Here is a 21,505-nt window from a genome sequence, read left to right as displayed (position 1 = left end):
GCTGGCAAGCCAGCTCCTACAAGGGTGGGGGGTGTTTATTAGCGGTAATCATCCACTGGCACACACGCGCAAAACAGATTGCGATCGCCGTAGACGTTATCCACCCGGTTCACGACCGGCCAGTATTTGTGCGCTTTGGTATGCGCGTCCGGTGTTACTGCTTGCTCAATGCTGTAAGGCCGCTCCCAAACCCCGGTTATGTCGGCCAAGGTATGCGGCGCACGCTTCAGCGGGTTGTCCTCGGCGGGCCAGTTGCCGTTTTGCACCTCGGTGATTTCCGCACGGATACTCAGCATCGCCCCGATAAAGCGGTCGAGCTCGGCCTTGGATTCACTTTCGGTCGGCTCGATCATCAAGGTTCCAGGCACCGGGAAGGACATGGTCGGCGCGTGGAATCCATAATCCATTAGCCGTTTCGCCACATCTTCTTCGCTGATCCCGATCAGTGCCTTGAGCGGTCGCAGGTCGAGAATGCATTCATGCGCCACTCGCCCATTGCGCCCGGTATAAAGCACCGGGAAGGCCCCGGACAAATGTTGCGCCAAATAATTTGCGGCCAGAATGGCGACCTCGCTGGCATCCGCCAGTTGCGGGCCCATCATCGCGATGTACATCCAGCTGATCGGCAGAATGCTCGCACTGCCCCACGGCGCAGCGCTGACCGCGCCGTTTTGCGGCAGCGGGCCGTCGATAGGCACCACCGGATGATTTGCCACGAACGGCGCCAGATGCGCCCGCACACCGATCGGCCCCATGCCGGGCCCGCCGCCGCCGTGTGGAATGCAGAAGGTCTTGTGCAGGTTCATGTGGGAAACGTCGGCGCCGATGTCCGCCGGACGCGCCAGCCCGACTTGCGCATTAAGGTTGGCGCCGTCCATGTACACCTGACCACCATGATGGTGGATCACCTCGCAGATTTCGCTGATTCCCTCCTCATACACGCCATGGGTCGAAGGGTACGTAGCCATCAGGCAAGCGAGTTTGTCACCGGCCTCGCCGGCTTTCCCTTTCAGATCATCCAGATCCACATTACCCGCTTCGTCACACTCGACAATAACCACGCGCATGCCGGCCATTTGAGCGGACGCCGGGTTGGTGCCGTGGGCGGAGGATGGAATCAGGCAAATTTCCCGAGCGCCTTCATGACGACTCTCATGGTATTTGCGAATCGCCAGCAACCCGGCGTACTCGCCCTGGGCTCCGGAGTTGGGCTGCATGCAGATCGCGTCGAAACCGGTGATTGCGCAGAGCCAACGCTCCAGTTCCTCGATCATCAGCGAGTACCCGACTGCCTGCTCCTTAGGCACAAACGGGTGCAGATGGGCGAATGACGGCCAGGTGATCGGAATCATCTCGCTGGTGGCGTTGAGCTTCATGGTGCAGGAGCCCAGCGGAATCATCGACTGGTTAAGCGCCAGATCCTTGTTTTCCAGCTGCTTGAGGTAACGCAGCATCTCGGTTTCGCTGTGATGCGCGCTGAAGACCGGGTGACTCAGACAGGGCGTTGAACGCAGCAGTGCATCGGGAATGCCCGAAGCCAGGGACTCGGCGTCCAGGTCATCAATATCAATGCCGTGATCGGCACCGAGAAACACGTCGAACAACTTCGAGACCGTGGTTTCATCGCACGTTTCATCCAGACTGAGGCCCAACTGTCCGCGGCCGAGGATGCGCAGATTGATGTGCGCCGCCAGAGCGCTTTCGATGATGGCCGTCTGAGCGCCACCGACATCCAGCGTCAGCGTGTCGAAAAAATGCTGATTGAGACGGGTCAGACCATGGCGTTCGAGACCGGCGGCGAGAATGCAGGTCAATCGATGGACGCGTTGGGCGATTCGCTTCAACCCGTCCGGGCCATGGTAGACCGCGTAAAAACCGGCGATGTTGGCCAGCAACACCTGGGCGGTGCAGATGTTCGAATTGGCCTTCTCGCGACGGATGTGTTGTTCCCGGGTTTGCAGCGCCATGCGCAGCGCGGTGTTGCCGCGGGCATCCTTGGACACCCCGATGATCCGGCCCGGAATCGCTCGTTTGTACTCTTCGCGACTGGCAAAAAACGCTGCGTGCGGTCCACCGTAGCCCATGGGCACGCCGAAGCGCTGGGATGAACCGAGCACCACGTCCGCGCCCAACTCCCCGGGCGGCGCCAGCAACAGCAGACTCAGCAGATCGGCGCCGACACAGGCCAGGGCTTGCTGGGCATGCAGATGATCAATCAACGGCCGAAGGTCGCGGATCTCGCCGTGAGTGTCAGGGTATTGCAGGAGCGCGCCGAACACCTGGTGCTGTTTCATGTTGTCTACAGCGTCGACGACCAGCTCGAAACCGAAACCTTCGGCGCGGGTTTGCACCACGGAAATCGTCTGCGGATGGCAGTTTTCATCAACGAAAAACACATTGCTTCTGGATTTCGCGACCCGCTTGGCCAGGGCCATGGCTTCAGCGGCAGCGGTGGCTTCATCCAGCAATGAGGCGTTGGCCAATTCCAGGCCGGTCAGGTCGATGGTCATCTGCTGATAGTTGAGCAGCGCCTCCAGCCGACCTTGGGCGATCTCCGGTTGATACGGCGTGTACGCGGTGTACCAGCCGGGATTTTCCAGGACGTTGCGCAGGATCACGGCCGGTGTGAGCGTGCCGTAATAGCCCATGCCGATCAGGCTGGTCCAGACCTGATTCTGTTCGGCATAGCCGCGAAGCCTGGCCAGCGCTGCTTCTTCATCCAGGGCGGGCGGCAGGTCCAGGGCCCGGTTCAGGCGAATGCCCGGTGGCACGGTCTGCTCGATCAGCTCGACCCGACTGCCGAGGCCGAGGCTGTCGAGCATGGCCTGCTGCTCGGCAGCATCGGCCCCGAGGTGGCGGCGCAAGAAGGCATTGGGGTCGCGTAACTGGCTCAGGGACGGCAACTGGGACATGACGGGCTCTCTCTTGACTGGCGCTCAGCGTCGATGCAACACGGTCAAACCAGCATAGCAGCCGATGTCATAATGCCCTTGAGCAGTAGAAGATCGCAGCCTCGTTGCACTCGACAGCTCCTACATTGAGCTTAACGGGCGTCCAGCTATTGCGATGCGGACCATTGAAATCCAGTCCCCTGTAGGAGCTGTCGAGTGCAACGAGACTGCGATCTCTTGATCGTGATCTGCAAGACGAAAAAAAGCCCCGACGAGTCGGGGCTTTGGGATAACGCTCGGGACTTACTCGCCGATAGCAGCTTTGTAGCCAGCGGCATCGAGCAGCTTGTCCAGTTCAGCCTTATCGCTGGGCTTCAGCTTGAAGATCCACGCGCCGTACGGATCCGAGTTGATTTTTTCAGGTTCACCGCTCAACTCGTCGTTGACCGCAATCACTTCGCCGCTAACTGGCGAATAGATATCGGAAGCAGCTTTAACCGACTCGACCACACCGGACTGATCGCCCGCAGCGAAGACTTTTCCGACCTCGGTCAGCTCGACAAACACCACGTCACCCAGGGCTTCCTGAGCGTGATCGCTGATGCCCACGGTGACGGTGCCGTCGGCTTCAAGGCGGGCCCACTCGTGACTTTCGGCAAAACGCAGGTCGGCAGGGATATCGCTCATGTTCTGTGTCCTCAAGAGAATTGTCAGCGGTCGGGCCCGCCGGAAAAGGTTAGATCAAGGTTTTGCCATGGCGGACGAAGGTCGGTTTGACCACGCGTACCGGGTACCACTTGCCACGGATTTCCACTTCGGCGCGGTCGGCAGTGGCCATCGGCACGCGCGCCAGGGCGATCGACTTGCTAAGCGTAGGAGAGAAACTACCACTGGTGATCTCCCCTTCGCCAACATTGGCGATCCGGACCACCTGATGAGCGCGTAAAACCCCGCGCTCCTCAAGAACCAGACCGACCAGTTTGTGTTGAATACCATCGGTCCGTTCAGCCTCCAGAGCCGCCCGACCGATGAACTCGCGGTTGGCCGGTTCCCAGGCAATGCTCCAGGCCATGTTGGACGCCAGCGGCGAAACATCCTGGTGGATGTCCTGACCATAGAGGTTCATTCCAGCCTCGACCCGCAATGTATCGCGGGCGCCCAGACCGATCGGCGAGATGCCTGCGCCCACCAGATCGTTGAAAAACCCCGGTGCCTGATTGGCCGGCAAAATGATTTCGAGCCCGTCTTCGCCGGTGTAACCGGTGCGGGCGATGAACCAGTCGCCGTCAGGCTGGCCTTCGAAAGGCTTGAGCATCTGAATCAGATTGCCACGCGACCGGGTCACCAGCTCGGCAATCTTGTTCCGGGCGTGCGGGCCTTGGATGGCCAGCATCGCCAATTCGGTACGCTCGCTCAAATGGACATCGAAGCCACGCAGATGCGCTTGCATCCACGCCATGTCCTGATTGCGGGTGGAGGCATTGACCACCAGTCGATAACCATATTCGAGACGGTAGACGATCATGTCGTCGACGATACCGCCACGCTCGTTGAGCATGGTGCTGTACAACGCCCGGCCGGGACTGTGCAGGCGCTCGACGTCATTGGCCAGTAAATGCTGGAGCCACACCTTGGCCTGCGGCCCAGCGGCATCGATCACGGCCATATGGGATACATCGAAAACCCCGCAATCGCGGCGCACCTGATGGTGTTCCTCAACTTGCGAACCGTAATGCAGAGGCATATCCCAACCGCCAAAATCGACCATCTTCGCGCCAAGGGCGAGATGCAGGTCGTACAGAGGCGTACGCTGTCCCATGGGTTTCTCCTTCCGGGCGTGGCGAGGGTGCGGACCGGTGCCTACCCACTGAAACCCCCTGAACAGAGGGGCCTAGCAGATTTCAGCTACCGGGTCTGTAGGACGGACCGCACCGAATGCCGCGCATTGTAGCCTCAAGGTGTAGGACTGGCACCTAGCTGTTTCGATGCGCTGAACGTCTGATCAATCCGATGACTGGTAGTAACCCCACCAGTACCAGCGTCAACGCAGGGAGAGATGCTCTCGACCATTCGCCTTCGCTGGTCATTTCAAAGATGCGCACTGCCAGCGTGTCCCAGCCAAACGGGCGCATGAGCAGGGTTGCCGGCATTTCTTTGAGAACATCGACGAACACCAGCAGCGCTGCGCTCAGAGCCCCGGGAAGCAATAGTGGCAGATACACTTTGAAAAACAGTCGCGACCCACTGACACCCAGGCTACGGGCCGCTTCAGGCAAAGAAGGCCGTATTCGCGCCAGGCTGTTTTCCAGTGGCCCATAAGCCACGGCGATGAACCGCACAAGATAGGCAAGTAACAAAGCCGAGAGACTGCCCAACAACACTGGTTTGCCAGCTCCACCCAGCCAACCCGAAAGCGGAATAACCAGCTCACGATCCAGGTAACTGAAGGCCAGCATGATCGACACCGCCAGCACGGAGCCCGGCAGGGCATAACCGAGGTTGGCCAGACTGACGCCGGAGCGAATCGCACGCGTGGGCGCCAGTCGGCGCGCAAATGCCAAAACCAATGCGACGCTGACAGTGATCAAGGCCGCCATACCGCCCAGGTACAACGTGTGAACGATCAAGCCGGTGTAGCGCTCATCCAGATCGAAACGTCCGCGCTGCCAGAACCACACGACCAGCTGCAGCACTGGAATCACGAATGCACAGGCGAACACCAGACTGCACCAGCCGGTCGCGGCCAGCGCCTTGATGCCTCGCAGGTGATACAACGCTTTTACCCGTGGCCGCTCGTTGCTCGCCCGATTCGCGCCGCGCGCGCGACGTTCTCCATAAAGCACGAGCATCACCACCAGCAGCAACAGGCTGGCCAGTTGCGCTGCGGTAGAGAGGCTGAAGAACCCATACCAGGTTTTGTAGATCGCGGTTGTGAATGTGTCGAAGTTGAATACCGATACAGCGCCGAAATCCGCCAATGTTTCCATGAGCGCCAGCGCCACCCCTGCGCCAATCGCCGGACGCGCCATGGGTAGCGCAACCCGCCAGAACGCTTGCCATGGGGATTGGCCGAGGACCCGCGCAGCTTCCATCAGACCCTTGCCCTGAGCGAGGAATGCGCTGCGGGCCAGCAGATAGACATAGGGATAGAAGACCAGCACGAGGACAAGAATGACTCCGCCGGTGGATCGCACGCGAGGCAATCTGAAACCGGTACCGAACCATTCTCGCATTAGGGTTTGCACGGGGCCGGCGAAGTCCAGCAGACCGACGAAAACGAACGCCAACACATAGGCGGGAATGGCGAACGGCAGCATCAGCGCCCAATCGAGCCATTTTCTGCCGGGGAACTCGCAGAGGCTGGTGAGCCAGGCCAGGCTCACGCCGAGCAGTGTTACGCCCACACCAACGCCGAGCACAAGCGTCAGGGTATTGCCCAGCAGCCGTGGCATTTGCGTGTCCCACAGGTGGGACCAGATTTGCAGATCAACGGTTTGCCATGACAACAGCAAGACGCTTAATGGCAGCAGTACCAGCGCGGCGATGGCGAAGACCAGGGGATACCAGCGGCGTTGGGCGGTATGGGCCAAGAAAGGGCACTCGCGGATAAATCGTGAAGTGTAGGGAAAACGCAAAAAGATCGCAGCCTCGTTTCACTCGACAGCTCCTACAAGGGTACGCCTTGCCAATGCAGGAGCTGTCGAGTGCAACGAGGCTGCGATCTCTTTATCTTTAGTTCCAGCCAGCCCGATCCATCATCCGAATTGCTTCAGCCTGACGCTTGCCGGCAATTTCCACAGGCAGGGTATCGGCAACAAACTTGCCCCAACTCGCCACTTCTGCAGAAGGTTGCACCGCTGGGTTCGCCGGGAATTCCTGGTTCACGTCAGCAAAGATCTTCTGTGCCTCAGGCGTGGTCATCCACTCGACCAATGCCTTGGCTGCTTGCGGGTGTGGCGCATGCTTGGTCAGGCCGATCCCCGAAAGGTTTACGTGCACGCCGCGATCCGCCTGATTCGGCCAGAACAGCTTCACCGCCAGATCTGGCTTCTGCTTGTGCAGGCGACCGTAGTAGTAGGTATTGACGATACCGACGTCGCACTGCCCAGCGTTGATCGCCTCCAGCACTGCAACGTCATCCGAGAACACATCGGTCGACAGGTTGTTCACCCAGCCCTTGAGAATTTTCTCGGTTTTTTCGGCGCCGTGCACTTCGATCATGGTGGCAGTCAGGGACTGGTTATAAACCTTCTTGGCGGTGCGCAGGCACAAGCGTCCTTCCCAGTTCTTGTCTGCCAGAGCTTCGTAAGTGGTGAGCTCGCCCGGCTTCACTCGCGTGGTGGAATAGGCGATGGTCCGTGCACGCAGGCTCAGGCCGGTCCAGGCGTGGGTGGACGAGCGATACTGCAGTGGAATATTGGCGTCAATGGTTTTTGAGGTAAACGGTTGAAGGATGCCCATCTGTTCGGCCTGCCAGAGGTTACCGGCATCGACCGTGAGCAACAGATCGGCGGTGGCGTTTTCGCCCTCGGCCTTGATGCGCTGCATCAGCGGCGCTTCCTTGTCAGTGATGAACTTGACCTGAACACCGGTCTTGGCGGTGTAGGCATCGAAAACCGGTTTGATGAGTTCGTCGATGCGCGAAGAGTAGACCACCACTTCGTCGGCGGCCTGGGCTGCAGTGCTGCCGATCAGGGACAGGGCCAGGGCGGTCAGTAGACGCTTGGGTGCCGACATGGTGGCGGTCTCTCGTTTGAAAATGAGGGTAAATGATAAAGACTCACATTTACCTTCTCAATCGAAGTGTCGGCGGAGGCGTTACCAGATGTTGCACAGTTGAGAAAGGTAGTGAATGTGCCGACGCCTTCGCGGGCAAGCCCAGCTCCCACAAGATTCGAGTGGAACGCAAAATCTGCGACTGACACTGAAAACCTGTGGGAGCCGGGCTTGCTCGCGAAGCGGCCATCAGCCCCAACGCCAGTCTCAAGCTTTTGCAAGTGCGGGCAAATCCCCAATCAACCCCAGCGCCTCACGCACAAACAGCGCCTTGGCCTCGGGCAGCCCGTCGACGATCTTCAACCCTGCATTGCGCAGCCAGCGCACCGGCAGCGGATCAGCCTGAAACAACCGCTCAAAGCCCTCCATAGCCGCCATCAGCGCCAGATTGTGAGGCATGCGTCGGCGCTCGTAGCGGCTGAGCACTTTCACGTCCGCCAGACGCTCTCCCCGCGCCACGGCTTGCAACAGCACCTCAGCCAGCACGGCGGCGTCGAGGAAACCGAGGTTCACGCCCTGCCCCGCCAGTGGGTGAATGGTGTGCGCTGCGTCGCCGATCAGCGCCAAGCCCTCAGCGACATAACGCTTGGCATGACGCTGACGCAGCGGCACGCATACACGCGGGTCGGCGCTGAGCACCGTGCCCAGCCGGCCTTCAAAAGCGCGCTCCAGCTCCAGACAAAAAGATGCGTCATCCAGGGCCATCAGGCGTTCAGCTTCATTCGGCGTGGTCGACCAGACGATTGAACACCAATCCTGCTGTCCGTCCCGCTCCAGCGGCAAAAATGCCAACGGACCGTTATCGGTAAAACGCTGCCACGCGGTCATCTGATGAGAGTTGGCGCATCGCACACTGGTGACGATCGCGTGATGCAGATAATCCCACTCGCGAGTCGCTACGCCGGTCAGCCGCCGGACCGCCGAATGGGCGCCGTCAGCGGCGAGCACCAGCGGGGCACGCAATGTGCGGCCATCGGCCAGGGTCAGCAGCCAGTCATCGCCGGAGCGACGCATCTGTTCCAGGCGAGCGTTGGCCAGCATGCCCAGATCGCACTCGTGCAAACGGTCGAGCAAGGCATCCTGAACTACGCGGTTTTCGACGATATGCCCGAGCACTTCGGCGTGCACGCTGGCCGCCGAAAAGTGAATCTGCCCGGTGCCGCTGCCGTCCCAGACGTGCATGTCGGTGTAAGGGCTGCTGCGTCGGGCGGCGATGCCGTCCCACACGCCCAGCCGCTCTAGTATTCGTTGGCTCGCGGAAGACAACGCGCTAACCCGCGGCTCGAACGGTGCCTGGCTATCGAAAGGTTTGACGCTCATCGGGCTGCCGTCCAGCAGCAGGACTTCCAGTCCGCTATCCTGCAACGCCAACGCCAGTGCGCTACCAACCATTCCAGCCCCGACAATCAGCAGATCTGCGCGCATGTCCATGCTTTAACCCTGTCTCGCTTGCGGCGTGAGCCGCTGTAGAAAATTGTGTGGATCAAGCATCGGGACGCGTACCCAGTCCCATCGCCTGACGGGCAAACCAGCGTTTGGCCGGTGGCAGCAGATCAAGGCCGAGCAGACCGATATTGCGCCCCAGTGAAACTAATGGCTGCGTACTGCCGAACAGGCGCGTGACCTGATCGGAGAAGCCCACGGTGAGGTTCTGATCCAGCCGTTGACGCTCGCGATAGGCTTGCAGGCTTGTAAAATCGCCGGGAGATGTTGGGCTGGCGAGCAGTACATCGGCCAACGCCTGAGCGTCACGCAGCGACAGGTTGAAACCCTGCCCGGCAATCGGGTGCAGGCTGTGGGCGGCGTTGCCGAGAATCGCCAGATGCGGACGCACTTGCTCCTCCGCCTCGATTAATGACAGCGGATACAGATGCCGCGCGCCGACCTGTTTCAGCGTGCCCAGGCGATAACCGAACACGCCCTGCAATTCGCTTAAGAAACTGCGCTCATCCAGTGCGGCCAGGCGCTGCGCGTCCATGCCCTGACGGGTCCACACCAGTGCGCAGCGGTTTTCCGGCAACGGCAGCAACGCCATCGGGCCATCGTCGGTAAACCGTTCGAAGGCCACACCGTTATGCGCTTCGCTCGGGGTGATGTTGGCGATCAGCGCGCTCTGGTTGTACGGGCGTTTTTTAATACCGACCCCAAGTTGCTCGCGCAAGCCCGAACGGCCGCCATCGGCGAGCACCGCGAGATCGCATTCGAGTGTGGTTTCGTCATTCAGGGTCAGGCGGTAGCCGTCGGCAAGCGGCTCCATACGGGTGACTTCGGCCGGGCAGCGCCAGCTCACCACATCCTTGTCCAGGCCTCGCCACAGGCATTGGCCGAGCCAGGCGTTTTCCACCACATAGCCCAAGGCGGGCACGCCCTCTTCCATCGCCGACAGCCGCGCGGTGGAAAAACGCCCGCGGTCGGACACATGAATCTGTTTGATCGGCTCGGCGCGGCGCGAGATTTCCTGCCAAACGCTCAACCGTTGATATATTTGCCGGGCGCCATAAGACAGCGCCGAAGACCGCGCGTCATAGCTTGGCTGGTAGCTATCGCCCGGAGCGAACGGCTCGATCAGGACAATGCTCCAGCCGCGCGCTTTGGCTCCCGCTTGCAAGGCCAACGCCAGGCTCGCCCCGACCAGGCCACCGCCGATGATTGCCAGATTGACTCGACTCATGCCGCCTGCGCCCGCGCCGCAGCCATCAAGGCCTCGATCTCGGCGACCGTTTTCGGCACGCCATGGGTCAGGATTTCACAGCCGGTTTTAGTCACCACCACGTCGTCCTCGATGCGCACGCCAATGCCGCGCCATTTCTTTGCCACCGTTTGATTGTTCGCAGCGATATAAATACCCGGCTCCACGGTCAGCGCCATGCCAACCTCAAGCACGCGCCATTCACCACCGACCTTGTACTCGCCGACATCGTGCACATCCATGCCCAGCCAATGACCAGCGCGGTGCATGTAGAACGCTTTATAGGCTTCGCTGGCGATCAACTCATCAACATCGCCCTGCAACAAGCCCAGTTGCACCAGCCCGGCAGTGATCACCTGGACCGTAGCTTCGTGCGCCTGATTCCAATGGTTGTTCGGGGCGATTTCGGCGAATGCGGCTTCCTGGGAAGCCAGCACCAGTTCGTAGATCGCCTTCTGTTCCGCTGAAAACTTGCCGTTGACCGGCCAGGTGCGGGTGATGTCGCTGGCGTAACAGTCAATTTCGCAGCCGGCGTCGATCAATACCAGGTCGCCGTCCTTGAGCAACGCATCATTCTGCTGGTAGTGCAGGATACAGCTGTTGCGCCCGGCGGCGACGATGGAGCCATACGCGGGCATCTTCGCTCCGCCTTTGCGAAATTCGTAATCCAGCTCGGCCTCGAGGCTGAATTCATACAGTCCGGCGCGGCTGGCCTGCATGGCGCGAATGTGCGCCTGGGCGGAAATCCGCGCAGCCTCGCGCATCACCTTCACTTCCGCCGCCGATTTATACAGGCGCATGTCGTGCAGCAGATGATCCAGCGCAACAAATTCGTTGGGCGGCTGGGCGCCGAGGTGCGCCTTGGAACGGATCACGTTTATCCAGTCCATCAGGTGCCGGTCGAATTCAGGGTTGCTGCCCATCGCCGAATACACCCGGTCGCGCCCTTCGATCAGGCCCGGCAGGATGTCGTCGATGTCTGTAATGGGGAACGCGTCGTCGGCACCGTAGTCGCGGATGGCGCCTTCCTGGCCGGCACGTAAACCGTCCCACAATTCCCGCTCGGCATTGCGTTCACGGCAGAACAGCAGGTATTCGCCATGTTCACGGCCGGGCATCAGGACAATGACGGCTTGCGGTTCAGGGAAACCGCTGAGGTACTGAAAGTCGCTGTCCTGACGGTAAACGTGCTCGACGTCGCGATTGCGGATGGCAACCGCGGCGGCGGGCAGGATGGCGATGCTGTTGGGTTCCATCTGCGCCATCAGGGCCTTGCGGCGACGGCCGTATTCCGATTTCGGGATATGAATCATGGGCAGATGGCTTTTCCTGGCTCGCAGTTAATGCAACGACGGTTTCGCAGCCGTTTCGTCGGTTTTCTTGGTCTCGGTAAACAGCAGCAGCGGCGCGACGCGCAGGTACTCCATGACTTCCATGTAATCGCTCTCGCCGTCGTCGGACTCTTCGAGCGCGTCTTGCACCTGAGAAATGGCGGCCAGGTCCTGCAGGACTTCCTTGGCCTCGTCGGTCAGCGCGTACTCGCGGCGAGTCAGGCCGAAACCGGTGAGAAAGCCCTGGCACCACTGGCCCAGTGCGACGGCTCGCTCGGTCAGCGGCGCGTCGTCGGTCGGCAACAGCAGCACGACGGTCATGTCGTCGCTGGTCAATTCACCTTTGACCATCTCTTGCAGACCGATCAAGGCATTGCGAACGTTGTCTTGTGGCTCGCCTTCGAGCAATTCGGCGGCATCGGCCAGCCAGCTGTCGGCTTCGAAACCGGCACCGGCGCAACTGCGGCCAAGCAGCAGACCGTGCAGCTCGGCAGGCGAAACAGGATGACCGCTGGTGCTCAGCAATGTAGCGAAGGCTTGGTATGGAGAATTCTGAATGGGCATGGGCAGCTAGGCGCCAGACGGCGCTATGTCTAGAATGGAGGCCTGTATCCTACATCGACAGACTCGCCAAGACTATTAAAGGCTGTCCGCCAGTAAAGGCTGCCCGCGAGCTACTTCCCATCAGTTACATATTCAGTGGACCCAATGGAAGACACCGACTTGCAAGCGCTGATGGCCAGACTCGAACTGCTAATTAATCGGGTCGAGCAACTTAAGGGTCAAAACGGACTCCTATTAGCTCAGGAAAAAACCTGGCGCGAGGAACGCGCTCACCTCATTGAAAAAAATGAAATCGCCCGGCGTAAGGTCGAATCGATGATTTCGCGCCTCAAGGCCCTGGAGCAAGACTCATGAGTTCAAGCAATAGCGTTACCGTGCAGATTCTCGACAAAGAATATTCGATCATCTGCCCCCAGGAAGAACGCAGCAATCTGGTGAGCGCTGCCCGTTACCTCGACGGCAAGATGCGTGAGATCCGCAGCAGCGGCAAAGTCATCGGCGCTGATCGCATTGCTGTGATGGCCGCGTTGAACATCACTCACGACCTTCTGCACAAGGAAGAACGCCCGGATGTACAGGCCAACAGCTCGACCCGCGAGCAGGTTCGCGACCTGCTGGACCGCGTCGATCTGGTGCTCGCCACCGATCCGGACGTCAGCAAGGGCTGATTCATCGAGCCGCTTGGGTTATACTCGCAGCACTCCCTGGGGTGCTTGCCAGTTGACCACGTCCCTGAGCCGATTCGCACTACCCTGGAGGCTGCACGTTGGGCTGGTGTGCATGTCCGCTAGACGGAAAGCCTTAAAGCCTACTGCATCTTCCACCTTGAACTTTCGGGTTCAAGGGCTAAGTCAGCAGCGGTTCTTCCGGGGAGCCTGATTTCAGTCCGATGCCGGTTTTTTACCGGCATCGGCTTTTTCATGGGTACGCTTTACGTGCCCGTCCTGGTCCTGCCGAAGCCGAATTCATGACCGAACCTGCGCTGCTGCCCCGCCCGCAACTTCGACGCATGCTGCGCAAGGCCCGCCGCGCACTGACACCCCATCAGCAGCGCCAGGCTGCCCGCGGGCTGTACAAGCAATTGGCTCATCAGCCAGTGTTCCGGCGCGCCAAACATATTTCCCTGTACCTGCCGACTGACGGTGAGATCGACCCGCGCATCCTGCTGCGTGCCGCTCAGCGCCGCGGCAAGGCGACTTACCTGCCGGTGCTCAGCGCCTGGCCGCGGACCAAAATGGTCTTCCAGCGCGTTCGCCCTGGCGAAAAGCTCAAGCCCAACCGCTTCCGGATCCTGGAGCCTCGGCACAACCTGGCCCGCCAACGTAAAGTCTGGACGCTGGATCTGGTGCTGTTGCCGCTGGTAGGGTTTGACGATGTCGGCGGACGTCTGGGCATGGGCGGTGGCTTCTATGATCGAAGCCTGGCCTACCTGGCGCGAAGAAAAAACTGGCGCAAGCCGACGCTGCTGGGGCTGGCCCATGAATGTCAGAAGGTCGAACGATTGGCTCAAGCGAGCTGGGACGTGCCGTTGCAAGGTACGGTGACAGACAAGGCGTGGTATTTCGCTGGGTAGACGCCGCTGGAATCAGCGGCGCCGAAGGATGATCTCAGCGTTTGAGCGCCGAAGACTGTTGCTGCTGGGCGATTTCAAGCGGTGCGTCGGTCTGGCTGGACCATAAGCTTTGGGCATAACCGGTAGTCACGACGCCGAGACCAAACAAAATAACCAATATCCATAGTAAATCCGGTTTGCGTTTCATCGATTGCCCCCCAAAGGCATATCAACACGATGACAGCAGCGGTTTCCGTTGTAGGCCGTGCAGCAGCGTCAAGCTTAGAAGGCCGGCATTCTGCGGCAACGTGAACCGACACGCAAACTCTGGCGTCAACCGACTGTCGGTTTGTCATGAAATTGCCCGACAACTTGCCCACCTGACACGCAGGGAGTAGAAAACATGGCTTATTGGCTGATGAAATCAGAGCCGGACGAGTTCTCGATCGCCGATCTGGAGAAGCTTGGCAAAGCGCGCTGGGATGGCGTCCGCAACTACCAGGCGCGCAATTTCCTGCGGTCGATGGCGGTGGGTGACGAGTTTTTTTTCTATCACTCCAGTTGCCCGGAGCCGGGGATCGCAGGTATCGGCAAAATTGCGAAGACGGCTTATTCAGACCCGACGGCGTTGGAGCCGGAGAGTCATTATTACGACCCGAAAGCCACCGCAGACAAAAACGCCTGGAGCGCAATTGATGTCGCTCATGTGAAGACGTTTCCCAAGGTGCTGAAGCTGGACTACTTGAAGCAGCAGACAGCGCTGGTGGAGATGCCGCTGGTGCAGAAGGGTTCGAGATTGTCGGTGATGCCGGTAACCGATGAGCAGTGGGCGGCGGTGATTGCGCTGCGGGCTTGAGCACTGCAGAAACCGAAAGAATGCTGTCGCGAGCAGGCTCACTCCCCCAGGGTTCTGGGTTTGGATGCAGAAATTGCATTCACCGAAGATCCCCTGTGGGAGTGAGCCTGCAGGCGATGAGGCCTGCCGGGACGGCGAATGACCTCTACTGAATGATCAGGTTGTTGAACAACAAATCCTCAACCACAGGCTTGCCGGTCTCGTCATTCATGATCTGCTGAGTCTGCTTCAATGCTTCCTGACGCAGCTTTTCTTTGGCCTCAACATTATTCATCGCCTCAGTAGTCTGCTGTGCGAACAACGCCACCAGCTGATTGCGAATCAACGGCTCATTGGCCTTGACCAGCTTGGCCGATTCTTCCCCAGTGACCCGCAACGCCACATCAGCCTTGTAGACCTTGAGCTTCGGCGAGCCGTCCAATCCGTAATTGCCTACGAACGGAGGGCTCAAGGTGATGTAATTCACCTTCGGCGCCTCACCTTCCTTGGCTTCCTCAGCCACGGCTGCCACAGGCAGAGACAGGGCCAGCAACAACATGATCCACGCTTTCACAATTCGCTCCTTATCCGGTTTTCGGCCTAGCATAACCACCCGACACGCCAGCACAAGCTTATGGCTGACTATCAGGGCGAGGCATGCTCGTTGACCCGTTGACTCACACACCTACACTTATCGGCCATCACTCCCAAAGGAATAGTCCTGATGAAAGCCGTGCTGTGCAAAGCCTTCGGCCCTGCCGAATCGCTGGTGCTGGAAGACGTCGCCAGTCCTGTTGCGAAGAAGAACGAAATCCTGCTGGACGTGCACGCCGCCGGGGTGAATTTCCCCGACACGCTGATCATTGAGGGCAAATACCAGTTCAAGCCGCCCTTCCCGTTTTCCCCGGGTGGAGAAGCGGCCGGCGTGGTCAGCGCCGTGGGTGAAAAAGTCAGCCATCTGAAGGCCGGCGACCGGGTCATGGCCCTCACCGGCTGGGGCAGCTTTGCCGAGCAGGTCGCCGTGCCCGGTTACAACGTGCTGCCAATTCCGCCCTCGATGGACTTCAACACGGCTGCCGCTTTCAGCATGACTTACGGCACCTCGATGCACGCGCTCAAGCAACGCGGCAATCTGCAACCGGGCGAGACCCTGCTGGTGCTCGGCGCATCCGGCGGTGTGGGTCTGGCTGCGGTAGAAATCGGCAAAGCCATGGGCGCTCGCGTCATAGCCGCCGCCAGCAGCGGCGAAAAACTCGCCGTGGCCAAGACAGCCGGCGCCGATGAACTGATCAACTACAGCGAAACCAGCCTCAAGGACGAAATCAAACGCCTGACCGATGGTCAGGGTGCTGACGTGATTTACGACCCGGTCGGCGGCGACCTCTTTGACCAGGCCATCCGCGCCATCGCCTGGAACGGCCGCTTGCTGGTGGTCGGCTTCGCCAGCGGGCGCATCCCGGAACTGCCGGTGAACCTCGCATTACTCAAAGGCGCAGCGGTAGTCGGCGTGTTCTGGGGTTCGTTCGCCCAGCGCCAGCCACAGGACAACGCGGCAAATTTCCAGCAACTGTTCGGCTGGTTTGCCGAAGGAAAGTTGAAACCGCTGGTGTCACAGGTGTATCCGCTGGGTGAAGCGGCGCAGGCGATCAATGATCTCGGGCATCGCAAGGCTGTCGGGAAGGTTGTTGTGCAGGTCAGATAGACAGTCCAATACATCACCTGTAGCAGCAGGCGCAGCCTGCGTCAGGTTGCGTCAGGTTGCGTCAGGTTGCGTCAGGTTGCGTCAGGTTGCGTCAGGTTGCGTCAGGTTGCGTCAGGTTGCGAGGCTGGCCTGAAAGCGGGTCGCTTCGCAACCCGACGCAACCCGACGCAGGCTGCGCCAGCTGCTAAATCGTTATGAGCGGCCATAGGGGAGGTTTCCCCACAACGTCTTTCACTTATACCTGAGCGACATGTTCTTAAACGAACATGCAATCTCCAAAATTTCCGCTGTTTGGTCGACGCGAACCAGTGCTATTTTCGGTAATGAAACTGTAACATTCGCATCCGCAGCCATAACAAGAAATCTGGAGCTTCTGAATGTTTGCTTTCTTTCGACCTGCCGCACATCAGGCTCCTCTGCCTGAAGAAAAAATAGACAACACATACCGACGCCTGCGCTGGCAGATCTTCGCCGGGATATTCATCGGTTACGCCGGCTATTATCTGCTGCGCAAAAACTTCTCGCTGGCCATGCCGTACTTGATTGAGGAGGGATACACCCGCGGCGAGCTGGGCCTGGCGCTGTCGGCTATCGCGATTGCCTACGGCTTGTCCAAATTCCTGATGGGCATCGTTTCCGACCGTTCCAATCCGCGGTTCTTCCTGCCCTTCGGTTTGCTGGTCTCCGCCGGTGTGATGTTCATATTCGGCTTCGCGCCTTGGGCGACGTCCAGCGTGACCATCATGTTCATCCTGCTGTTTATCAACGGCTGGGCGCAGGGCATGGGCTGGCCGCCGAGCGGGCGGACCATGGTTCACTGGTGGTCGCAGAAGGAACGCGGCGGCGTGGTGTCATTGTGGAACGTGGCGCATAACGTTGGTGGCGGTTTGATCGGGCCGTTGTTCCTGCTCGGCATGGGCCTGTTCAACGACTGGCACGCGGCGTTCTATGTGCCAGCGGCCGTGGCGATGGTGGTGGCGGTTTTTGCCTTCGTGACCATGCGCGACACGCCACAATCGGTTGGCCTGCCGCCGATCGAGAAGTACAAGAACGATTACCCGGAAGGCTACGACGCCAGTCACGAAGAAGAATTCAGCGCCAAGGAAATCTTCGTCAAATACGTACTGCGCAACAAAATGCTCTGGTACATCGCCCTCGCCAACGTCTTCGTCTATCTGCTGCGCTACGGCGTGCTGGACTGGGCACCTACCTACCTCAAGGAAGCCAAGGGCTTCACCGTCGACAAAACCTCGTGGGCGTACTTTTTCTATGAGTGGGCGGGTATTCCGGGGACGCTGCTGTGCGGCTGGATGTCGGACAAGATCTTCCGTGGCAACCGTGGCCTGACCGGCATGGTGTTCATGGCGCTGGTGACCGTGGCAACGCTGGTCTACTGGCTTAACCCGGCCGGCAACCCGACGATCGACATGATCGCACTGGTCTCGATCGGCTTCCTGATCTACGGCCCGGTGATGCTGATCGGTTTGCAGGCACTGGAGCTGGCGCCGAAGAAAGCCGCCGGCACTGCTGCGGGTTTCACGGGCCTGTTCGGTTATCTGGGCGGATCGGTCGCGGCCAGTGCGGCCATGGGCTACACCGTGGATCACTTTGGCTGGGACGGCGGTTTCGTGCTGCTGATCGGCGCGTGCTTGCTCGCGATGGCGTTTCTTGCGCCAACCCTGTGGCACAAGCAAGTTGCCAGTCAGAGCCGTGAAGCGGTTGCCTGATCGACCTGTGATTGACAGCGTTTGAGTCGCGCCTCCAGATTCCGGTCTGGCATGGCGTGGCTACGCAGGGCGTTGGCGGTCTGCTCGACATAATCGCGAGTAGTGCCGTAACGCCCGCAAGCGTTTTCGAAAACGTGACTCAGCACGTGATCCGGCAAGTTGCCGGCATAGCTGGGCAGATGCCGTTCCAATACAAATCCCAACGCCTGAACCTGGCTGCCATCCTCGAGACGGCAGTTGAGCCAGTGTGGGCGATAGGACGGAAACGGCATTTCGCGCTGCCAGAGTGCGTAGAGCGATGCGTCGAGTTGTTCTTCAGGCAGGCGATAAGCGAAGCCGCTGCAGGAGCCGCCGCGATCCAGGCCAAAGACCAGGCCCGGCACTTCCGGCGTGCCGCGATGTTCATGGGACCACAGGTACAAACCGCGATGGTAGCCATGCACCCGACCGCGCATCCGCTCCACCGCCGCGCACTCAGGACGCCAGATCAGCGAGCCGTAAGCGAACAGCCAGACCGGTCCGCCTTTATGACGCGCCATGGTCGACTGCATGGAACCGAGCAATTGCTCGTGCGTAAGCTGCGGCCCCAGATCGAGCTGCGGAGGGTAAGCGAGATTCAATAGAGATGATTCAATAGCGCTCATGGCGATTAGCGTTCTGCTCCCCGCGAATAATGAATTACTTAATAGAACGCACCGCTGAAACAATAAGGCACATATATGTTCAGGCAATTTAAGTGCCATGGCACAGTTATTTAATTGATGCCTGAGAGAGATATAACCTACCGGTATTTATAATATTCTATAAATACCGATCGGCTATATGCAGAGTTATATGCCTGTGGGAGCAAGCTTGCTCGCGATGATCGTTAACGATTACGCGGGAAGTCAGGATTACTGCGTCGCTCTTGAGTCCATCGCGAGCAGGCTCGCTCCCACAGGGAGCGGGGATCAAGAGCGAGGCTCAAGAGCGAGGCTCAAGAGCGAGGCGCGTATGCGAAAACATCTGCGCGCATCTGATGGGCGTCCATCCCCGCTTCGACCAGCGCGTCCAGCGTGCCATAGACCATCGCCGGGGAACCGCTGGCGTAGACATGCAGCGCTTTCAGGTCAGGGAAGTCTTCGCACACTGCCTGGTGCAACATCCCGCAGCGACCTTGCCAGCCGCACTGGTCACTGACGACTTTGTGCAGGAACAGGTTGGGCAACTTCAACCACTCGTCCCAATGTTCGATTTCGTAAAAATCCTCAGGTCGGCGCACGCCCCAGTACAGATGCACCGGGTGCTTGAAGCCTGCAGCGCGGCAATGTTCAATCAGGCCGTGGACCTGCCCCATGCCGGTTCCTGCTGCAATCAGCACCAGAGGGCCATCCGGCAGTTCTGCCAGATGCGTATCGCCGAACGGCATCTCGATGCGCACCAGTGGGTTGCGCTGGAGCTGCTCGATGAGGCTCAGCGCACTGCTTTCGCGCGCCAGCACATGGATTTCCAGGTCGCGCCCCGCGTGCGGTGCGGAGGCCAGTGAGAAAGCGGATTTTTCGCCACTCTCACGCTCGATCATCAGGTACTGACCGGCGTGATAACGCGGCGGCTTGCCGGCCGGGGCTCGCAGATGCACACGGAACGTGTCGCCGCCAACGTCTTTGCACTCAATGACCTGACACGACATGCCGCGCACCGGCAATTCTCCCAGCGCGAGCACGCCATCCCACAGCACGATGCAGTCTTCCAGCGGCTCCGCTATGCAAGTGTAGAACTCGCCATGATCGCGCACAGTGCCGGACTGTTCGACCCGCCCTTCCACCAGCAGCGCCGCGCACACGTGGCAATTACCGTTGCGGCAGCTTTGCGGGCAGTCGTAGCCCAGACGCCGAGCGCCATCGAGAATCCGCTCGCCCGGTTCGATTTCAAGCACTGCACCGGAGGGCTGCAAAGTTACGCGCATCAATCTATTCCTAACTGATTCCAGATGTCATCGATCCGTCGGGTAACGGCTTCATCCTTGACGATGACCCGACCCCATTCGCGCGTGGTTTCACCCGGCCATTTATGCGTGGCATCCAGGCCCATTTTCGAACCCAGCCCAGAGACCGGTGAAGCGAAGTCGAGGTAGTCGATGGGCGTGTTGTCGATCATCACCGTGTCGCGCTTGGGGTCCATGCGCGTGGTTATGGCCCAGACCACGTCGTTCCAGTCCCGTGCGTTGATATCGTCATCCGTGACGATAACGAACTTGGTGTACATGAATTGTCGCAAAAACGACCAGACACCGAGCATTACCCGCTTGGCATGACCCGGATACGACTTCTTCATGGTCACGATGGCCATGCGGTACGAGCAGCCCTCGGGCGGCAGGTAGAAGTCAGTGATCTCCGGGAACTGCTTCTGCAGGATCGGCACGAACACTTCGTTCAGCGCCACGCCGAGAATCGCCGGCTCATCCGGCGGACGACCGGTGTAGGTGCTGTGGTAGATCGGTTTGATCCGGTGGGTGATGCGCTCGACCGTGAACACCGGGAAGCTGTCGACTTCGTTGTAATAGCCGGTGTGGTCGCCGTAAGGACCTTCATCGGCCATCTCGCCCGGATGGATCACACCTTCAAGGATGATCTCGGCAGTGGCCGGCACTTGCAGATCGTTGCCGCGGCACTTCACCAGTTCGGTGCGATTGCCGCGCAGCAGACCGGCGAAAGCGTATTCAGAGAGGCTGTCTGGAACCGGGGTGACGGCGCCGAGGATGGTGGCCGGGTCTGCGCCAAGCGCGACTGAGACCGGAAATGGCTGGCCCGGGTGTTTTTCGCACCACTCACGAAAATCCAGCGCGCCGCCACGATGGCTCAACCAACGCATGATCACCTTGTTGCGGCCGATCACTTGCTGGCGATAAATGCCCAGGTTCTGTCGATCCTTGTTCGGGCCTTTGGTGACCGTGAGCCCCCAGGTGATCAGCGGACCGACGTCGCCGGGCCAGCAGGTCTGCACCGGCAGCATCGCCAGATCAACGTCGTCGCCTTCGATGACCACTTCCTGGCAGACCGCGTCTTTGACGACTTTCGGTGCCATGGCGATGATCTTGCGAAAGATCGGCAGCTTCGACCAGGCATCCTTCAGGCCCTTCGGCGGCTCGGGTTCCTTGAGGAACGCCAGCAGCTTGCCGATTTCGCGCAGTTCGCTGACCGCTTCGGCGCCCATGCCCATGGCGACCCTTTCCGGTGTACCGAACAGGTTGCCGAGCACTGGAATGTCATAGCCGACCGGGTTTTCGAACAACAACGCCGGGCCTTTGGCCCGCAGCGTGCGATCACAGACTTCCGTCATCTCCAGCACGGGAGAGACGGGAATCTGGATGCGTTTCAACTCTCCGCGCTGCTCAAGCTGCTGCACGAAATCCCGAAGATCCTTGAATTTCATTGAAGATGCCACCCCGAAAATAGGCGT

General features: G+C 59.7%; 20 protein-coding genes and 1 other RNA gene. 7 read left to right on the top strand and 14 right to left on the bottom strand.

Annotation, left to right across the window (positions count from 1 at the left end; all coding sequences use genetic code 11):
- Positions 1-38 precede the first annotated feature (38 nt).
- The 9 genes from gcvP to F8N12_RS08270 form a co-directional block, all read right to left on the bottom strand.
- On the bottom strand, positions 39-2,912 hold the full coding sequence (gene gcvP, locus F8N12_RS08310) for an aminomethyl-transferring glycine dehydrogenase (protein WP_150580022.1): 2,874 nt from the start codon (positions 2,910-2,912) through the stop codon (positions 39-41).
- Positions 2,913-3,194: 282 nt separating this feature from the next.
- The gene (gene gcvH / locus F8N12_RS08305) at positions 3,195-3,578 is read right to left on the bottom strand and encodes a glycine cleavage system protein GcvH (RefSeq protein ID WP_150580021.1); all 384 of its coding nucleotides are present in this window, start codon (positions 3,576-3,578) and stop codon (positions 3,195-3,197) included.
- Between the two features lie 49 nt (positions 3,579-3,627).
- Complete coding sequence (gcvT, locus tag F8N12_RS08300; protein WP_150580020.1) at positions 3,628-4,710, bottom strand: glycine cleavage system aminomethyltransferase GcvT; 1,083 nt, start codon at positions 4,708-4,710, stop codon at positions 3,628-3,630.
- A gap of 154 nt (positions 4,711-4,864) precedes the next feature.
- Positions 4,865-6,481, bottom strand: coding sequence for an ABC transporter permease (locus F8N12_RS08295; protein ID WP_150580019.1), 1,617 nt, complete (start codon positions 6,479-6,481; stop codon positions 4,865-4,867).
- Between the two features lie 142 nt (positions 6,482-6,623).
- Complete coding sequence (locus F8N12_RS08290; RefSeq protein ID WP_150580018.1) at positions 6,624-7,628, bottom strand: extracellular solute-binding protein; 1,005 nt, start codon at positions 7,626-7,628, stop codon at positions 6,624-6,626.
- Between the two features lie 246 nt (positions 7,629-7,874).
- Positions 7,875-9,092, bottom strand: coding sequence for a 2-octaprenyl-3-methyl-6-methoxy-1,4-benzoquinol hydroxylase (locus tag F8N12_RS08285; protein ID WP_191623130.1), 1,218 nt, complete (start codon positions 9,090-9,092; stop codon positions 7,875-7,877).
- Between the two features lie 58 nt (positions 9,093-9,150).
- Positions 9,151-10,338, bottom strand: coding sequence for a 2-octaprenyl-6-methoxyphenyl hydroxylase (gene ubiH / locus F8N12_RS08280; RefSeq protein WP_150580016.1), 1,188 nt, complete (start codon positions 10,336-10,338; stop codon positions 9,151-9,153).
- Complete coding sequence (gene pepP, locus F8N12_RS08275) at positions 10,335-11,669, bottom strand: Xaa-Pro aminopeptidase (RefSeq protein ID WP_150580015.1); 1,335 nt, start codon at positions 11,667-11,669, stop codon at positions 10,335-10,337. Before pepP ends, ubiH begins: the two co-directional genes overlap by 4 nt.
- A 27-nt stretch (positions 11,670-11,696) precedes the next feature.
- Entirely contained in the window at positions 11,697-12,251 is a 555-nt protein-coding gene (locus F8N12_RS08270; RefSeq protein WP_150580014.1) for a YecA family protein, read from the bottom strand.
- Between the two features lie 144 nt (positions 12,252-12,395).
- Here F8N12_RS08270 and F8N12_RS08265 point away from each other — a divergent pair, with 144 nt between their 5' ends.
- From F8N12_RS08265 to F8N12_RS08250, 4 genes are all read left to right on the top strand, one after another.
- Positions 12,396-12,605, top strand: a complete 210-nt coding sequence (locus tag F8N12_RS08265; protein WP_028622044.1) for a TIGR02449 family protein — start codon at positions 12,396-12,398, stop codon at positions 12,603-12,605.
- Entirely contained in the window at positions 12,602-12,919 is a 318-nt protein-coding gene (locus F8N12_RS08260) for a cell division protein ZapA (protein ID WP_150580013.1), read from the top strand. Before F8N12_RS08265 ends, F8N12_RS08260 begins: the two co-directional genes overlap by 4 nt.
- Positions 12,920-12,949: 30 nt before the next feature.
- Positions 12,950-13,128, top strand: a non-coding RNA gene (ssrS, locus tag F8N12_RS08255) — 6S RNA.
- Between the two features lie 90 nt (positions 13,129-13,218).
- Positions 13,219-13,824 carry a 5-formyltetrahydrofolate cyclo-ligase gene (locus F8N12_RS08250; protein WP_150580012.1) on the top strand — a complete coding sequence of 202 codons (606 nt, stop codon included), beginning with the start codon at positions 13,219-13,221 and terminating at the stop codon, positions 13,822-13,824.
- 34 nt (positions 13,825-13,858) lie between these two features.
- On the opposite strand, the gene F8N12_RS08245 is transcribed toward F8N12_RS08250, so the two are convergent.
- Positions 13,859-14,011: a hypothetical protein gene (locus F8N12_RS08245; protein WP_150580011.1), complete on the bottom strand. Its 153-nt coding sequence runs from the start codon at positions 14,009-14,011 to the stop codon at positions 13,859-13,861.
- A gap of 195 nt (positions 14,012-14,206) precedes the next feature.
- On the opposite strand from F8N12_RS08245, the gene F8N12_RS08240 reads away from it, so the two are divergent.
- Entirely contained in the window at positions 14,207-14,659 is a 453-nt protein-coding gene (locus F8N12_RS08240) for an EVE domain-containing protein (RefSeq protein ID WP_150580010.1), read from the top strand.
- Between the two features lie 145 nt (positions 14,660-14,804).
- Here the strand turns inward: F8N12_RS08240 and F8N12_RS08235 are convergent, their stop codons facing one another.
- Positions 14,805-15,212, bottom strand: coding sequence for a flagellar basal body-associated protein FliL (locus F8N12_RS08235; protein WP_150580009.1), 408 nt, complete (start codon positions 15,210-15,212; stop codon positions 14,805-14,807).
- A gap of 150 nt (positions 15,213-15,362) precedes the next feature.
- Between F8N12_RS08235 and F8N12_RS08230 the strand changes: the two genes are divergently transcribed.
- On the top strand, positions 15,363-16,340 hold the full coding sequence (locus F8N12_RS08230; RefSeq protein WP_150580008.1) for an NADPH:quinone oxidoreductase family protein: 978 nt from the start codon (positions 15,363-15,365) through the stop codon (positions 16,338-16,340).
- Positions 16,341-16,717: 377 nt separating this feature from the next.
- A complete protein-coding gene (gene glpT / locus F8N12_RS08225) occupies positions 16,718-18,067 on the top strand; it encodes a glycerol-3-phosphate transporter (protein WP_150580007.1) in 1,350 nt (449 codons plus the stop codon).
- Here the strand turns inward: glpT and F8N12_RS08220 are convergent.
- From F8N12_RS08220 to ubiD, 3 genes are all read right to left on the bottom strand, one after another.
- The gene (locus tag F8N12_RS08220) at positions 18,043-18,711 is read right to left on the bottom strand and encodes a gamma-glutamylcyclotransferase (RefSeq protein ID WP_150580006.1); all 669 of its coding nucleotides are present in this window, start codon (positions 18,709-18,711) and stop codon (positions 18,043-18,045) included. The two genes, glpT and F8N12_RS08220, sit on opposite strands and share 25 nt — an antisense overlap.
- 332 nt (positions 18,712-19,043) lie before the next feature.
- Positions 19,044-20,012: a CDP-6-deoxy-delta-3,4-glucoseen reductase gene (locus F8N12_RS08215; protein WP_150580005.1), complete on the bottom strand. Its 969-nt coding sequence runs from the start codon at positions 20,010-20,012 to the stop codon at positions 19,044-19,046.
- Positions 20,012-21,478, bottom strand: a complete 1,467-nt coding sequence (gene ubiD / locus F8N12_RS08210; RefSeq protein ID WP_150580004.1) for a 4-hydroxy-3-polyprenylbenzoate decarboxylase — start codon at positions 21,476-21,478, stop codon at positions 20,012-20,014. Before ubiD ends, F8N12_RS08215 begins: the two co-directional genes overlap by 1 nt.
- Between the last annotated feature and the right edge of the window lie 27 nt (positions 21,479-21,505).

It is taken from the genome of Pseudomonas fluorescens, from assembly GCF_902497625.1.
GTDB classification, from domain to species: Bacteria; Pseudomonadota; Gammaproteobacteria; order Pseudomonadales; family Pseudomonadaceae; genus Aquipseudomonas; species Aquipseudomonas fluorescens_BQ.
Note: the sequence above shows the minus strand (reverse complement) of the source record. Positions and strands in the feature narration are given on the sequence as shown.

Bases quoted from the DNA above. Each gene is read 5' to 3' on its own strand.
- gcvP (WP_150580022.1), bottom strand. From the start codon at position 2,912: ATGTCCCAGTTGCCGTCCCTGAGCCAGTTACGCGACCCCAATGCCTTC.
- gcvH (WP_150580021.1), bottom strand. From the start codon at position 3,578: ATGAGCGATATCCCTGCCGACCTGCGTTTTGCCGAAAGTCACGAGTGG.
- gcvT (WP_150580020.1), bottom strand. From the start codon at position 4,710: ATGGGACAGCGTACGCCTCTGTACGACCTGCATCTCGCCCTTGGCGCG.
- F8N12_RS08290 (WP_150580018.1), bottom strand. From the start codon at position 7,628: ATGTCGGCACCCAAGCGTCTACTGACCGCCCTGGCCCTGTCCCTGATC.
- F8N12_RS08285 (WP_191623130.1), bottom strand. From the start codon at position 9,092: ATGCGCGCAGATCTGCTGATTGTCGGGGCTGGAATGGTTGGTAGCGCA.
- ubiH (WP_150580016.1), bottom strand. From the start codon at position 10,338: ATGAGTCGAGTCAATCTGGCAATCATCGGCGGTGGCCTGGTCGGGGCG.
- pepP (WP_150580015.1), bottom strand. From the start codon at position 11,669: ATGATTCATATCCCGAAATCGGAATACGGCCGTCGCCGCAAGGCCCTG.
- F8N12_RS08270 (WP_150580014.1), bottom strand. From the start codon at position 12,251: ATGCCCATTCAGAATTCTCCATACCAAGCCTTCGCTACATTGCTGAGC.
- F8N12_RS08265 (WP_028622044.1), top strand. From the start codon at position 12,396: ATGGAAGACACCGACTTGCAAGCGCTGATGGCCAGACTCGAACTGCTA.
- F8N12_RS08260 (WP_150580013.1), top strand. From the start codon at position 12,602: ATGAGTTCAAGCAATAGCGTTACCGTGCAGATTCTCGACAAAGAATAT.
- F8N12_RS08250 (WP_150580012.1), top strand. From the start codon at position 13,219: ATGACCGAACCTGCGCTGCTGCCCCGCCCGCAACTTCGACGCATGCTG.
- F8N12_RS08245 (WP_150580011.1), bottom strand. From the start codon at position 14,011: ATGAAACGCAAACCGGATTTACTATGGATATTGGTTATTTTGTTTGGT.
- F8N12_RS08240 (WP_150580010.1), top strand. From the start codon at position 14,207: ATGGCTTATTGGCTGATGAAATCAGAGCCGGACGAGTTCTCGATCGCC.
- F8N12_RS08230 (WP_150580008.1), top strand. From the start codon at position 15,363: ATGAAAGCCGTGCTGTGCAAAGCCTTCGGCCCTGCCGAATCGCTGGTG.
- glpT (WP_150580007.1), top strand. From the start codon at position 16,718: ATGTTTGCTTTCTTTCGACCTGCCGCACATCAGGCTCCTCTGCCTGAA.
- F8N12_RS08220 (WP_150580006.1), bottom strand. From the start codon at position 18,711: ATGAGCGCTATTGAATCATCTCTATTGAATCTCGCTTACCCTCCGCAG.
- F8N12_RS08215 (WP_150580005.1), bottom strand. From the start codon at position 20,012: ATGCGCGTAACTTTGCAGCCCTCCGGTGCAGTGCTTGAAATCGAACCG.
- ubiD (WP_150580004.1), bottom strand. From the start codon at position 21,478: ATGAAATTCAAGGATCTTCGGGATTTCGTGCAGCAGCTTGAGCAGCGC.